This is a genomic window from Streptomyces globosus, assembly GCF_003325375.1.
Taxonomy (GTDB): Bacteria; Actinomycetota; Actinomycetes; order Streptomycetales; family Streptomycetaceae; genus Streptomyces; species Streptomyces globosus_A.
In genome coordinates, this window is the sequence record NZ_CP030862.1 from 3,375,375 (window position 1) to 3,388,461 (window position 13,087).

Below are 13,087 nucleotides of genomic sequence, written 5' to 3' on the forward strand. Positions count from 1 at the left end.
GCCACAGTCAAGATCAACAGCAGCAGACTGTACCTCCCCGTCCGTACGGCGGCCCGAACCGGCCTGTGGCGCACGGGAATTGGCGGGGGTGCGCAGTGACCGGTTTCGGTGCTGCGGGCGACCCGCCCCGTCCGCAACACTGGTCGCGGAAGACTCGGACACCCCGCACGCCCCGTGGCGACGGCGGGCGGAAGGCGGGGATCGCTGCGTGCAGCCTTCACTCAGGAGCGACGTGCGGGCCGCCGTCCCGGACGCCGCGGCCGGCTTCGGCGTCACGGCCGCCGTGTTCGCCGTCCTGTGGTTCAGGATGCGGTCCGGCACCTCCGCCACCACCGCCGTCATGCCGTTCATGGCCGACCCCGGCACCTTCTGGATGTACCTGCTCAGCCAGGCGTTCGGCTGGTCCGCGCTCCTGTGGTCCTGGGGCACGGTCATGCTCGGGCTGCTGCTGTCCGGGCCCGGACCGGGCCGGCTGCCGGTGTCCCGCCGGACGCTGGAGCGGTGGCACCGGACGACCAGCCTCACCACCATGGCGCTGATGGCGGCGCACGCGCTGCTCTTCGCCGCGGAACTCGTCCGCTACGAGACCCGGCTCGGTTGGGCGGCCCGCCTCTGGTCGGCCTTCGCCGACACCTTCGTCCCCGGCTGGTACGACTCGGGGACCGGCCGCACCGCCATCCCGATCGGGCAGGGCGCGCTGTACCTCGCCATCCCCCTGGGCTTGCTCTTCTACGTGCGGCACCGCTTCGGCGCGACCGCCTGGCGGCGCCTGCACCGCCTGACGGTCGCCGTGTACGCGCTGGGCGTCTGGCACACCCTGCTGTACGGGACCAGCGTCTGGTACGGGGAGTGGCCGCGGACGGTGCTCTGGCTGCTGCAACTGCCCGTCGCCGCCCTGCTGCTGGTCCGGCTGCTGCGGCCCGCGCGGCGCGGCGAGCGCCCCGCGCCGCCCGGCCCGGGGCGCCCCCGGCCGGGCCGCACGGCGCGGCGGGCGGTGCGGGCCGGCGGCCTGGTTGCGGCCGCCGCCGCGGCCGCCGGGATCCTCGCCGCCGCGGCCACCGGCCACGACGGCGGGCGGACCCGGCCGCCCGCGCCGCCGGCCGGGCCGCAGCCCGCGCCGACGGCGCCGCACGTTCACGAACCGGGCTGAGCCGGCAGGAACGTGACCTGCGGCGCCCCCGTCCGCGGATGGACGGCGACCTCGCCCGCCACCCCGTACACCTCGGCCAGCAGCTCCGCGGTGAGCACCTCCGCCGGGGCGCCCGAGGCGGTCACCTCGCCGCCGCACAGGACGTACAGCCGGTCGCAGTAGTAGGCGGCGAGGTTCAGGTCGTGCAGGGCGACGAGCACCGTCGCCGGCAGCCGCCGCAGCAGCCCGAGCACCTCCAACTGGTGCCGGATGTCGAGGTGGTTGGTCGGCTCGTCGAGGACCAGCAGGGACGGCTGCTGGGTCAGCGCCCGGGCGATGAGCACCCGCTGGCGCTCGCCCCCCGACAGCTGAGCGAACGGGCGCTCCGCCAGCCCGGCGGCGTCCACCGCCTCCAGCGACCGGGCGATCAGCCGGGCGTCCTCGGCGGTGTCCCCGTCCAGCAGACGCTTGTGCGGGGTGCGGCCCATGGCGACCACCTCCCGCACCGTCAGGTCGAAGTCGCCGCCCGGCTCCTGGACGACCGCCGCGGTGGTGCGGGCCAGTTCCCGCACCGGCAGCGCCCAGACGTCGGCGCCGTCCACCAGGACCTGCCCGGACTGCGGGCGCAGCACCCGGTAGACGGCCCGCAGCAGGCTGGACTTGCCGCTGCCGTTCGGCCCGACCAGGCCGACGACCTCGCCGGGCCGGGCGGCGAGGGACACCTCCTGCACCAGCCGGTGGGCGCCGGCGGCGAGGGTGAGCCGCTCCACGGCCAGATCGGCGGCGCTCATGCCGCCCCCCGGTCGCCCCGGCGGCGGGCGTCCCGCCGCATCAGCCACAGGAAGAACGGGCCCCCGCACAGGGCCGTCAGCACGCCGACGGGGATCTCCATCGGAGCGGCGACGGTGCGGGCGGCGATGTCCGCCCAGACCAGGAACACGGCCCCGGCCAGCGCCGCCGTCGGCAGGACCCTGCGGTGGTCGCTGCCGACGAACAGCCGCACGGTGTGCGGCAGGATCAGCCCGACGAACCCGATCGGGCCGGCGGCCGCCACCAGCACCCCGGTGACCAGCGAGAGCAGGATGAACATGCGGGCCCGGAAGCGGGCCACGTCCAGCCCCAGCGTGGTCGCCGACTCCTCGCCGGCCAGCAGCAGGTTCAGCGGCCTGGCCTGGACGAGGAGCACGGCGGTGCCGAGCAGCAGGGCGGCGGCGGGCAGCCACAGGGTGCCCCACTGCACGCCGCCGAGCCCGCCCAGCGTCCACGCGAGGACCGTACGGGCCTGGTTGCCGCGGTCGGCGGTCAGCAGCAGCAGGTCCAGCAGCGCGGTGAGCACCGACGCGAAGGCCACGCCCGAGAGCACCAGCCGCAGCGGCGTGATCCGGCCGCCGGAGCGCGCCGTGGTGTACACGAGCAGCAGCGTCACGAGCGCGCCCGCGAACGCGGCCGCCGACAGCGACACCGCCCCGAACAGCGTGAAGCCGAAGACGATCACGGCGACGGCGCCGAGGGACGCCCCGGAGGACACGCCCAGCAGGTACGGCTCCGCGAGCGGGTTCCGTACGAGGGCCTGCAGCGCGGTGCCCACCACCGCGAGCCCGGCCCCGGTCACGGCGCCGAGGAGGACGCGCGGCGCGCGCACGTCCAGCACGATGTGCTCGCGGGCCCGCGACCACGCCGGCTCGGACCAGTCCGCGCCGAGGGCGTGGCCGACGATGCCCCAGACCTCGCCGGGCGGCACGTGCACCGAGCCGATGGCGAGCCCGGCGGTCAGGGACAGCAGCAGCAGGGCGGCCAGGCCCGCGAGGACGAGCGGGAACCGGGCCCGCCCGGCGCGCCCGGCCGGGGCGGGTCCGTCTTCCCCGGCCCGGCCGGGCGGGGACTCCTCCCTCGGCCGGGCCGCGGCGGCGGCCGTCACCGGAAGCGCTCGGGGTGCAGGCCGCGGGCCAGGTCCTCGACCGCGTGCGGCGGGCGCACGCCGACGAGGGTGGCGGTCAGCGGCACCACCACGAAGCGCTTGTTCCGGATCGCGGGCACGTCGGCGAGGGCGGGCTGGGAGAGCAGGAAGTCCTTCTTCTGCTGCACGCTGCCGGCGTCGGCGTAGTCGTAGATGGCGATGACCTCGGGCCTGCGCTCGACGACCTGCTCCCAGGAGACGTCGCCGAAGACCTCGTCGAGGTCGGAGAAGATGTTGCGCCCGCCGGCCAGTCTGATGATCTCGGTGCCGAGGCTCTTGCCTCCGGCGGTGAACGCCGACTTGTCGCCGCTGTCGTACACGAACACGGGCACGGCCGGGGCGCCCTCCACGGCCTTGCCGGTCTTCTCGACGCGCGCCCGCAGGTCCGCGACGAGGGCGTCGGCCCGGTCCCTGACGCCGAAGATGCCGCCGATGGTGCGGATCTCCTCGTAGGCGTCCTCCATGGACACCTGCTTCTTCCCGCAGTACTCGCGGTTGAGGTAGGTGTCGATGCCGGCGTCCGCGAACGCCTTGCGGGAGCGGCCCTCCTTCTCGGCGAAGGCGCTGCCGTAGCCGCCGTACACGAAGTCGGGCTCGGCGTTGACGACGGCCTCGAAGGAGGGCTCCTTCGGCGCCAGCTGCTTGACGGCCTTGAAGTCCTGCTCGTACTGCGGCAGGACCGGGGAGTCGGGGAAGGCGGTGCCCACCATGCGGTCCTTCAGGCCGAGCGCCAGCATCAGCTCGGCCGGGTGCTGGTGGATGGTGACCGCCCGGGCGGGCGGCCTGTCGTAGGTGGTGCGGGTGCCGCAGTTGTCGACGGTGAGCGGGAAGCCCGCCGCCGGCGCGGCCGCGGGCTTGCCGTCCTCCCCGGCCGGATCGGTGCCGCCGCCGCAGCCGGCGGCCAGCACCGAGACCAGGGCGGCGGCCGCCGCCGCGCGCAGGGCGCGGCGGTGCGACGGGCGGGTGGACGGGGGGAACTGCAGGGAGCCGGGCATGCCGACGTACACGTAGAGCCTCCTGGGGAGTCCGCGCTCCTCGGAACGGGCCCGCGACTGGCCAGTTTCCTGACTCCCGGATCGGCGCTCCCCCCGCCTTCCCACGCGTGCGCGCAGTGGCTCATGAGGGGACCGCTCCCCGGTCACAGTGGCGGGACCGTGCCGGAATCGCACCGGCTTCCTGTCTCCCGTCGCGGCGATGACCTGGCGATATTACATTCCGGTCACTTGGGCGTGAAAGGGCGCACGCGCCGGGGCTCGCGCCCTGAGCGTGCGCCCCTCAGCTGACGCCCCTGCCCGCCGGGCCGCTGCCGCGGGCCCGGCCGCCCGGCCACCCGGCCCGGTCAGCGCGGCCGGTACGCCCGTACGATGAGCCGGTCCGCGTCCTCGTCGTACGGGCGGCCGTCGAAGCCCCCGAACACCTCGACCCGTTCGAACCCCGCCGCCACGGCCATCGCACGCAGCTCCACCGCGCTGTACACGAACCACACCAGGCTCGCCCGGGTCACCCGCTCGCCCCGCACCAGCACCCAGTCGCTGCGCAGCCGCGCCCAGTCGTCCAGCACGCTGTCGGTCTGCACGAGCAGGCCGCCGCCCCGCCGGACCACCTTGGGCGGCACCACCCGGCGGGCCAGGATCTCCTTCCCGGCCACGTCCAGCAGCAGGCTGCCGCCCGGCCGCAGGCAGTCGTGCATGGTGCGCATCGCCCGCGCGTTGTCCGCCGGGTCCTCGAAGTAGCCGAAGGACGTGAACATGTTGAGGACCGTGTCGAAGGCGCCCGGGGCCGTGTAGTCCCGCACGTCGGCCCGTACGTACTCCGCCTGCGCGCCCGCTTCGGCGGTGAGCTTCCGGGCCCGTTCCAGCATGGCCGGACTGCGGTCCACGCCGGTGGTGCGGTGGCCGAGGCGGGCCAGCGGGACGGTGAACACCCCCGGCCCGCAGCACAGGTCGAGGACCCGGCCGCCCGGCGGGAAGGAGAGCAGGGGGGAGGTTGCCAGCAGCTCCTCGGCCTGGGAGAAGCGCTCCGGCGGGAACAGGAACTCGTAGAACTCGCTCCAGAAGTCGTCGTCCTGGAATCCACCCGTGTCGGCCATGGCGTGACGGTCTTCCTTCCTCGTGGGCGGGGTTGCCCGCAGGGGTCCGGTCGAGCGGCGGGAAGCGGCGGGGCCTGCCGGTCAGGCACCGCCGCCGCCCGCCGCGGCCTGCTCTCCGTCCGCGAACGGCCGGGTCACGACGCGTACCGTGTTGGCCGCGGCGACCGCGCAGTGCGTCGCGAGCTCCGCCGTCGGGGCCTCGGCGCAGACGATCCCGGCGTAGCCGCGGCTGTCGCCGAGGTGTTCGAGCCGGTCGCCCGGCCGTCTGACCGGGTACCAGGCCGGCGCGCCGGGCAGTCCGGCCAGCCGCTCCAGCCCCTCGGCGCCCGTGAACACCCCGGGCTGCGCCGGGTAGGCGAGGACGAAGGCGAGCGCAGGGCCCGCCGGAGTCCCGGGGCCGGCGTCCATGAGCCGGGGCCGCCGGCCGAGCGCGGCCTCGACCAGGGCCTCGTACACGTTGACGCCGAGGGCCCGGCACAGCGCCTCGCCGACGAGCGCGCCGCCGATCCGCGGGTTGACCTCCACCACCTCGGGCCCCTCGGCCGTCAGCGCGAACTCCACGTGCGCGAACCGGTCGGTGTAGCCGAGGGTCGAGAGCACCTCGCCGAGTACGCGCTCCAACTCCCGGCTCTGCACGGGCGGGAAGGCGACGGGGAAGGCGGTCACCTCCTCCCGGAAGTGCGGCTCGGGGGACATCAGCCGGCTGGAGACGCCCAGCAGCCTGGTGCGGCCCGCCCAGGTGAGGGTCTCCGCGCTGTAGACCGGCCCGGGGAAGAACGGTTCGGCGAACAGCCGGCCGGTCAGCCGGCGGCCCGCCGCCTCGCGGAGCGCCGCGTCCAGCCCCGCCTCGTCGCGGACCAGCCAGACGTTCTGGCTGCCGGTGCCCGCCGTGTCCTTGAGGACGGCGGGCAGTCCGGTCTCCTTCAGCACGGCCGCCCGCAGCCCGTCCGCGTCGGGGGCCTCGGCGGCGGGCGCCCGCGAGAGCCCCGCCCGGTGCAGCAGGGTGCGTACGCGGGCCTTGTCGCGGGTGAGCCGCAGCACCTCGGGCGGCGCGCCGGGCAGGCCGAAGCGGGCCGTCAGCTCGGCGCCGGCCAGGGTCCACGTGTCCGTCGAGCTGATCAGCCCGCGCAGCCCCGGCAGCCGGTGCAGCTCCGCCGCGACGGCGGCGGTGTCGAAGGTGTCGACGGCGACGACGTCCAGCGCACCGGGCTCCAACAGGCCCAGCTCGTGGGCGTAGTAGCCGGCGTCCCGGGTGAGCAGCACGAGCCGCTCGCCGAGCGACTCCGCGGCCCGCACCAGGTGCCCGAGGCCGAAGGTGAGCGATTCCAGGCAGGCCACGGTCATGCGGCACGCCCCGCCCGCGCGCCGGGGCGCCCCTTGCGGTCCCACGCCATCGTCGACCAGGGCATGGCCATCTCCTCGGGGGCTCCGACCTCGAACGGCTTGAGGCAGGCCGGGTCGAGTGCCTCGGCGTGCCGGGCGTGCACGCGGTCCACGTACCGGTGCCCCGTGTCGGCCCCGACCACGAGGTGGAGGTCGTCCGGATGGCGGCGCGCCTCGTGGACGGCGGCCAGGTAGGCGGCGCCGGTGGACAGGCCCGCGAAGACGGCGTGTTCGCGCATCAGCGCCACCGTCCCGGCCATGGCGTGCGTGAAGTCCATCCAGTGCACGGTGTCGTACAGGTGGTGGCGGACGTTGGCGAAGTCGATCGAGGAGCCGATCCCCGCGATGATGGCCTCCGGGTCGTGGTGGTCCTGGCTGCCGAAGGTCACGCTGCCGAACGGCTGGACGCCGACCAGCCGCACGGCCGGGTCGCGCTGCCGCAGGTGCTCCACCAGCCCGCCCGTCGAGGCGCCGGACCCGACCCCGCCGACGACGGTCAGCCGCCCCCGGCCGGCCGGGAGCGCGTCCGCGACGAGGTCGGCGACCTCCCGGTAGCCCAGGTAGTGGACGTCGTCGTGGTACTGCCGCATCCAGTGGACGTCCGGACGCTCGGCGAGGATCTCCCGGACCCGGCGCACGCGCAGCTCCTGGTCGAGCCTGAGGTCCCGCGACGGCGCGACCTGCTCGACCGTGGCCCCCAGGATCTCCAGCTGGGCGCGGGTGGTGGCGTCCACGGTCGTCGAGGCGACGATGTGGCAGCGCATGCCGTGGCGGTGGCACGCCAGGGCCAGGGCGTGGGCGTAGATCCCGCTGGAGCTGTCGACGAGGGTCTGCCCCGGCCGCACCCTGCCCTCCTCCAGCAGGCGCGCGACGGCGGCGAGCGCCGAGTAGACCTTCATGGACTCGAAGCGGACGAGGACGGCGCCCTCCGTCAGGGCGACGAGGGCGGGGGCCTTGAGGGCGTCCGCGATGTGGGGGTGAATCACCCGTATCCTCCTTGGGCGAAGGCGCACTGGTGGCCGAGGGAGCGGAAGAAGGCGGAGAGTTGCTCCCGGGCGGGGAAGCCGATCCGGCCGGTGAACAGGTAGCCGACCAGCGATCCGGTGTGGGCGACGAAGACGCCGTCCGCGCCGAACTCCTCCCGGTGGGCGAGGACGGCGTCGAAGGAACGTTTCGGCAGAGCCTCCTGGGACAGCACGGCACTGCTGGTCGACGCCCGGGCCACGGCGGCAGGGTCCCCGGCGGCGAACCCCTTGAGCAACTCGTCCAGGGACCGCTCGTACTCCTGAGCGCGCCGCCGGTACTGCCGCAGCAGCAGCGCGGTGACCGCCGAAGTGTCCACGGTGCCCGGCTCCACGGCGTAGGCGGTGTGGAAGCCGATGCCGGTGCCCAGCCTGCGCACCAGCCGGTGGCGTCCGCTCAGGTACAGCGCGAACTCGTCGAGGAAGACGCTGTCCGACCGCTCGATCGCCGACAGGACGCCGGCGGCCGCCCGGGGGTCGAAGGGCAGCGAGAACACCCGGCTCAGGCAGCGCAGCACGGCCACGATGTCCGCCGTCGAACTCGCCATCCCCACGCCCGTGGGCAGGTCGGAGTGCACGGTCCAGCGGCCCTCCGGCAGGCGCAGCCCGTACCGCTCGGCGAACAGGAGGGCCGCGCGGGCCGCCTTCGGGCCGAGCTGCGGCGCCCCCGGCGCGGGCTCCGCCCCGGGCGTGAAGTACACGCGGGAGTACCGGCGCACGGGAAACGACACGAGGGCGATGTCCGGGTCGGCGGAGGGGCGCAGCGGCCCCTGCCAGAGCTCGCCGAGCGTTCCGTGGCACACGCCGGCGAAGGTCCCGTCGGCCCTGGTCAAGAACGGCCCCCTCCTCGTCGCCCGGCCCCGGGGAGGCGGGCGCGAAGAGGAGGGCCGTGCCGCGCCGCGTGCGCGCCTGCCCGTCCGTCCCGCCGACCCGGCCCTCGAGGTCACCGTGAACAGCGCGTGCGTGCCGCACGCGCGCAGTGGCAGGTCTTCGGACTCGTGGGCGCGGGCCCGCAGGCCCTCTCCTACCGGCCGCCGCTTCCCGGGCCCCGTACGGAGACCAGTGCCGATGACGGCTTTCGTTCCCACACACCGCTGCGGGTCAGTCCCGGAATCGCACCGGGTTCCCTCTTGCGACGCGCCACCGCAGCGGTGACGCGAACCGACTGCCCGGCCAGCGTAGGCAGCCGTGCGCGGGCCGCGACAGGGCGCCTGCGGCCGGCTGGCGTGAAGTACGCCGTTCCCGCGGGGGCGCCCAGTCGGCGGGACCGCGGGGCCGGCGCCGCAGCGGGTGCCCGCCCGCCGCGCCCGACCAGCACCGCCCGGCCCGCCGGCGCGCCTCTCCGAGGCACTGCCGCAGGGGGCGCCGCGAGGTGCGGAAGCCGCCCCGCCGGGGGAAGTTGTCCGGAACGTCCCCCGGCGCGAGCCAGCCGTTCCGCGAAGGCGCCCACGGGCCGCCGCCGGGCGCCCTCGGGGCGCAGCCGGCCCGCCGTCCTTACCAGCGGCACCCCGAGCGCGGCAATCCGCTGCACGAACTCCTCGTCCGCCGGCGTGCACACCCGCGCCTCGGCCTCCGGCCCCTCGGACGGCGCGCGCTCCGCGCGAAAAGACGCCCGGAGCGTGTGACCTGTCGGTGTGGCAGCCGCGCTGCGGGCGCCGTGCGCGGTAGGTCTGGGTGTCGCCGCCCGGAGCCGGGCGGCCGCCCGCAGTTCGCAGCAGGAGGCAAGATGGCCAAGGGCACGGTCAAGTGGTTCAGCGCGGAGAAGGGGTTCGGGTTCATCGCCCAGGACGGCGGAGGACCGGACGTCTTCGCCCACTACTCGGGGATCACCGGAAACGGCTACCGCGAGCTCCTCGAGGGTGAGCAGGTCAGCTTCGACATCACCCAGTCGGACCGGGGCCTGCAAGCGGAGAACATCATCCGCCACTGACGGCCCGCCGGCACCGGCCGGCAGACCTTCCTGGTCACAGCACTAGGCGGGTCGTTCCGTGGGTAGGGGCCTGCCGTGGACAGCGAGCACCGTGCCCTGCAAGCGGCCCGCCTCATCGAGGAGATCCTCCAGGCGGCGCACCGCGGCGACGACCGCCGCATCGACACCCTCCTCGCCCGCCTGGCCCAGGTCGGCAAGATCCGGGACCTCTTCGCCCTGCGCGAGCGGCTCTACGGGCTGAGGCCCGCCCTGCCGCCCGCCCGGCCCCCGGCGGCCCGCGGCGCGCTCCCCGCGCGCTGATCCGCCGGGGAACCGCCGGACCGCGGCCGCCCCCCGACGCCGGTGGGGCGGGTTCCGCATGGGTGTGCGGCGACGGGGCAGGCGGCGGAGGAGTCCGGACACCCGGTCCGGACCGCCGTCCGGAAGGGCAGACCCCATGGGACACGGTGGAGACGTGGTGCGGGAGCTGACCGCCGACCACGACGAGGTGAAGGAGTTCTTCCGCCGGCTGGAGACCGCCGCGGAGGGCGGTGAGCGGCGGCGGATCGCCGACCAGCTGACCATCGAACTCGTCCGGCACTCGGTCGCGGAGGAGCAGTACCTCTATCCGGCCGTGCGCGAGCACCTCGACGGCGGCGACGCCATCGCCGACAAGGAGATCGCCGACCACTCCCGCGTCGAGGAGATGCTGAAGGAGCTGGAGGAAGCGGACCCGGACGGGGCGCGCTTCGCCGACTGCGTGGACGCCCTGCGGACCGAGGTCCTCGCGCACATCCGGGACGAGGAGGAGAACCTCTTCCCGACGCTGCGGCACAACTGCTCCCAGGAGGCGCTCGACGAGCTCGGCGACCGCATCCGCCGGGCGAAGAAGACCGCCCCGACCCGCCCGCACCCCGGGAGCCCCTCCACACCCCCCGCGAACAAGCTCCTCGCGCCGGGCATGGGCATGGTGGACCGCGTCCGGGACTTCGTCACCGGCAGGGGCAGGTCGGACTGACCCGCAGCGCCGCGAGGACTCCCTCCGGCCGGGCCGCGGATTCCGCGCAGCCGCCGGACGCATCGCCGCCCGCCCCCAGCCGCCGCTTGCGGCCGGGGCGGGCGGCGGCTGGGCCGCCGGCCCTCAGTCGGCGCCGAAGCGCCGCCACACGCGGTGCCCGGGCAGCATCCGGGCCAGCCGGTCGAACGCCTCCGTGCCGTCCGAACCGAGGGCGATCCCCTCCGCGCCGGCCGGTACGCCCGCGGCCTCCAGCAGCCGGACCGCGCCGTCCCAGCCGCCCAGGGCCTTGCCGTGCCGGTACGCCTCGCCCAGCAGCAGCACCATCCGCGGGTCGGCGCCGTCGGCCTGCGGCAGCGCCGCCTTCGCGTCGCCGCCCCCGGCCGCGTCCGCCGCCGGGGCCGGGACCCCGGCGAAGAGCAGGGCGTCGTACTCCACCGAGCGGGCCGTGGCGAAGGTGCGCTGGACGGCCAGCGCGTCCCCGTCGGAGCCGACCGTCCCGCCTGATGGCCCGATGACCAGCGGCAGCATGCCCGCCGCGACGGCGGCGTCGCGGACGGCCCGCACCTGGGAGAGGTCCCCCGTCCCGTCCGTGACGATCCCGACGGTACGGCCGTCGACCGGCCACGCGCCGCCCACCTGGGACAGCGCCGGGCTGGGCTCCGGGTCGGCGAGCGGGACCGCGGCCTCCGGCGCGGGCAGGCCCAGGCCCTCGGCGACCCTCGCGCACAGCACCGGGTCGATGTTGGCCAGCACGCCCAGCTGCCGCTCCTTGACGGTCTGCTCGTAGCACTTGCCCAGCTCGAAGGTGTACGCGGCGACGATGTGCTCGCGCTCCGGCTCCGACATGCTCAGCCAGAACTGCCGCGGCTGCGTGAAGTGGTCCGCGTACGACAGCGGCGCCTCGCGGACCTTGCTCGCGGCCGGCACGGCGACGGGCGTCTCCACGTACGCCCCCGTCTGCGCGCCCGCGAGGAACGGGCAGCCGCCGTCCAGGCTGTTGGGGTGGTACGGGGCCACCCCGGTGTGCACGGCGGTCTGGTGCATGCCGTCGCGCAGCATGTCGTTGACGGCCGTGTGCGGCCGGTTGATCGGGAGCTGCGCGAAGTTCGGGCCGCCCAGCCGGGTGATCTGCGTGTCGAGGTAGGAGAAGAGCCGCCCGGCGAGCAGCGGGTCGTCCGTGACGTCGATGCCGGGCACGAGGTGGCCGACGTGGAAGGCGACCTGCTCGGTCTCGGCGAAGAAGTTCTTCGTGTTGGCCGTCAGCGTCAGCAGCCCGATCGGCTGCACCGGCGACAGCTCCTCCGGGACGAGCTTGGTGGAGTCCAGCAGGTCGATCCCCTCGAACGCCTGCTCCGGCGTGTCGGGGAAGACCTGCACGCCCAGCTCCCACTGGGGGAACGCGCCCGCCTCGATCACGTCGAAGAGGTCCCGGCGGTGGAAGTCCGGGTCGACGCCGCCGAGCAGCTGCGCCTCCTCCCACACCAGGGAGTGCACGCCCAGCTTCGGCTTCCAGTGGAACTTCACCAGCGCCGTCCCGCCCGAGGCGCTGACCATCCGGAAGGTGTGGACGCCGAAGCCCTCCATCATCCGGTACGAGCGGGGGATGCCGCGGTCCGACATGTTCCACAGCGTGTGGTGGGCGGCCTCGGTGTGCAGGGAGACGAAGTCCCAGAACGTGTCGTGGGCGCTCTGCGCCTGCGGGATCTCCCGGTCCGGGTGCGGCTTGCCGGCGTGGATGACGTCGGGGAACTTGACCGCGTCCTGGATGAAGAACACCGGGATGTTGTTCCCGACGAGGTCGAAGGTTCCCTCGTCGGTGTAGAACTTCGTCGCGAAGCCCCGGGTGTCGCGGACGGTGTCCGCCGACCCGCGGGACCCCAGCACGGTCGAGAAGCGCACGAAGACGGGCGTCTCGACGTCCTTGGCGAGGAAGCCGGCCTTGCAGATCTCCGTGGCCGTGCCGTAGCCGAGGAAGACGCCGTGGGCGCCCGCGCCGCGGGCGTGCACCACCCGCTCGGGGATCCGCTCGTGGTCGAAGTGCATCACCTTCTCGCGCAGGTGGTGGTCCTGCAGCAGGACCGGGCCGCGCGGCCCGGCCTTCAGCGAGTGGTCCGTGTCGTACAGCCGGGTCCCCTGCGCGGTCGTCAGCCAGGGCCCGCCCTGGGCCCGCCGGTCCTGGCCGGAGCCGGTGGGCTGCCCGGTCGGGCCGACCGTCTCGGGCCCCTCCTGGTCGGGCTTCGGCGGCAGCGGGCCGCCGGGCTCGGACGGCTCGGGAACCTGCGGCGCGACCGACCCCGGCCTGCCGGGTACGGGGCCGCCGGCGGCGTGCGCGGGATTCTGCTCTGCCATGGAGTGCTCCAGACGTAGCGGTGCATTCGGGCGGCCGCCGGGAAGTACCCCGGCGGCCTGGGTCCCCGGGCGCCTGCCCCGGCAGACCGCCCCGATGCGTCCCGCAGCCGCCCGACCGGCCGCCCGGCCGGCGCGCCGGCCCGTACGGCTGCCCGGGGCCCCACGCCCGCCGCCTGCCGCGCCGGGCGTAGCCCGCCTGGCCCAGCGCAGTGCCCCCGTCCGCCGCAGCGA

Annotated in this window: 12 protein-coding genes and 2 riboswitches; of the genes, 4 read left to right on the forward strand and 8 right to left on the reverse strand. The window is 75.3% G+C overall.

What is annotated here, in order from left to right:
- Positions 1-208: 208 nt before the first annotated feature.
- A complete protein-coding gene (locus tag C0216_RS14665; RefSeq protein ID WP_246042542.1) occupies positions 209-1,150 on the forward strand; it encodes a ferric reductase-like transmembrane domain-containing protein in 942 nt (313 codons plus the stop codon).
- Here C0216_RS14665 and C0216_RS14670 read toward each other — a convergent pair.
- From C0216_RS14670 to C0216_RS14700, 7 genes are all read right to left on the reverse strand, one after another.
- The gene (locus C0216_RS14670) at positions 1,135-1,920 is read right to left on the reverse strand and encodes an ABC transporter ATP-binding protein (protein ID WP_114055722.1); all 786 of its coding nucleotides are present in this window, start codon (positions 1,918-1,920) and stop codon (positions 1,135-1,137) included. The two genes, C0216_RS14665 and C0216_RS14670, sit on opposite strands and share 16 nt — an antisense overlap.
- Positions 1,917-3,047: a FecCD family ABC transporter permease gene (locus tag C0216_RS14675; RefSeq protein WP_174250398.1), complete on the reverse strand. Its 1,131-nt coding sequence runs from the start codon at positions 3,045-3,047 to the stop codon at positions 1,917-1,919. The genes C0216_RS14670 and C0216_RS14675 overlap by 4 nt, the downstream gene beginning before the upstream one ends.
- The gene (locus C0216_RS14680) at positions 3,044-4,081 is read right to left on the reverse strand and encodes an ABC transporter substrate-binding protein (protein ID WP_114058674.1); all 1,038 of its coding nucleotides are present in this window, start codon (positions 4,079-4,081) and stop codon (positions 3,044-3,046) included. The genes C0216_RS14675 and C0216_RS14680 overlap by 4 nt, the downstream gene beginning before the upstream one ends.
- 42 nt (positions 4,082-4,123) lie before the next feature.
- Positions 4,124-4,304, reverse strand: a riboswitch (cobalamin riboswitch).
- A 121-nt stretch (positions 4,305-4,425) separates the two neighbouring features.
- The gene (locus C0216_RS14685; protein ID WP_114055723.1) at positions 4,426-5,175 is read right to left on the reverse strand and encodes a class I SAM-dependent methyltransferase; all 750 of its coding nucleotides are present in this window, start codon (positions 5,173-5,175) and stop codon (positions 4,426-4,428) included.
- Between the two features lie 81 nt (positions 5,176-5,256).
- Positions 5,257-6,519, reverse strand: coding sequence for an ATP-grasp domain-containing protein (locus tag C0216_RS14690; RefSeq protein ID WP_114058675.1), 1,263 nt, complete (start codon positions 6,517-6,519; stop codon positions 5,257-5,259).
- A complete protein-coding gene (locus tag C0216_RS14695; protein WP_114055724.1) occupies positions 6,516-7,544 on the reverse strand; it encodes a cysteine synthase family protein in 1,029 nt (342 codons plus the stop codon). Before C0216_RS14695 ends, C0216_RS14690 begins: the two co-directional genes overlap by 4 nt.
- On the reverse strand, positions 7,541-8,413 hold the full coding sequence (locus C0216_RS14700) for a hypothetical protein (RefSeq protein ID WP_114055725.1): 873 nt from the start codon (positions 8,411-8,413) through the stop codon (positions 7,541-7,543). The genes C0216_RS14695 and C0216_RS14700 overlap by 4 nt, the downstream gene beginning before the upstream one ends.
- 131 nt (positions 8,414-8,544) lie before the next feature.
- A riboswitch (cobalamin riboswitch) is annotated at positions 8,545-8,762 on the reverse strand.
- 544 nt (positions 8,763-9,306) lie between these two features.
- On the opposite strand from C0216_RS14700, the gene C0216_RS14705 reads away from it, so the two are divergent.
- The 3 genes from C0216_RS14705 (at position 9,307) to C0216_RS14715 (ending at position 10,507) form a co-directional block, all read left to right on the forward strand.
- Positions 9,307-9,510, forward strand: a complete 204-nt coding sequence (locus C0216_RS14705) for a cold-shock protein (RefSeq protein ID WP_114055726.1) — start codon at positions 9,307-9,309, stop codon at positions 9,508-9,510.
- A 75-nt stretch (positions 9,511-9,585) separates the two neighbouring features.
- Positions 9,586-9,810: a hypothetical protein gene (locus tag C0216_RS14710; protein ID WP_114055727.1), complete on the forward strand. Its 225-nt coding sequence runs from the start codon at positions 9,586-9,588 to the stop codon at positions 9,808-9,810.
- A 136-nt stretch (positions 9,811-9,946) separates the two neighbouring features.
- The gene (locus tag C0216_RS14715) at positions 9,947-10,507 is read left to right on the forward strand and encodes a hemerythrin domain-containing protein (protein ID WP_114055728.1); all 561 of its coding nucleotides are present in this window, start codon (positions 9,947-9,949) and stop codon (positions 10,505-10,507) included.
- A 123-nt stretch (positions 10,508-10,630) separates the two neighbouring features.
- Here C0216_RS14715 and C0216_RS14720 read toward each other — a convergent pair whose 3' ends face one another.
- Entirely contained in the window at positions 10,631-12,856 is a 2,226-nt protein-coding gene (locus C0216_RS14720; protein ID WP_114055729.1) for a catalase, read from the reverse strand.
- Between the last annotated feature and the right edge of the window lie 231 nt (positions 12,857-13,087).

What these genes read in the sequence shown, in the direction of transcription:
- C0216_RS14670 (WP_114055722.1), bottom strand. Translation starts at nt 1,920, where the DNA reads ATGAGCGCCGCCGATCTGGCCGTGGAGCGGCTCACCCTCGCCGCCGGC.
- C0216_RS14680 (WP_114058674.1), bottom strand. Translation starts at nt 4,081, where the DNA reads ATGCCCGGCTCCCTGCAGTTCCCCCCGTCCACCCGCCCGTCGCACCGC.
- C0216_RS14685 (WP_114055723.1), bottom strand. Translation starts at nt 5,175, where the DNA reads ATGGCCGACACGGGTGGATTCCAGGACGACGACTTCTGGAGCGAGTTC.
- C0216_RS14690 (WP_114058675.1), bottom strand. Translation starts at nt 6,519, where the DNA reads ATGACCGTGGCCTGCCTGGAATCGCTCACCTTCGGCCTCGGGCACCTG.
- C0216_RS14705 (WP_114055726.1), top strand. Translation starts at nt 9,307, where the DNA reads ATGGCCAAGGGCACGGTCAAGTGGTTCAGCGCGGAGAAGGGGTTCGGG.
- C0216_RS14715 (WP_114055728.1), top strand. Translation starts at nt 9,947, where the DNA reads ATGGGACACGGTGGAGACGTGGTGCGGGAGCTGACCGCCGACCACGAC.
- C0216_RS14720 (WP_114055729.1), bottom strand. Translation starts at nt 12,856, where the DNA reads ATGGCAGAGCAGAATCCCGCGCACGCCGCCGGCGGCCCCGTACCCGGC.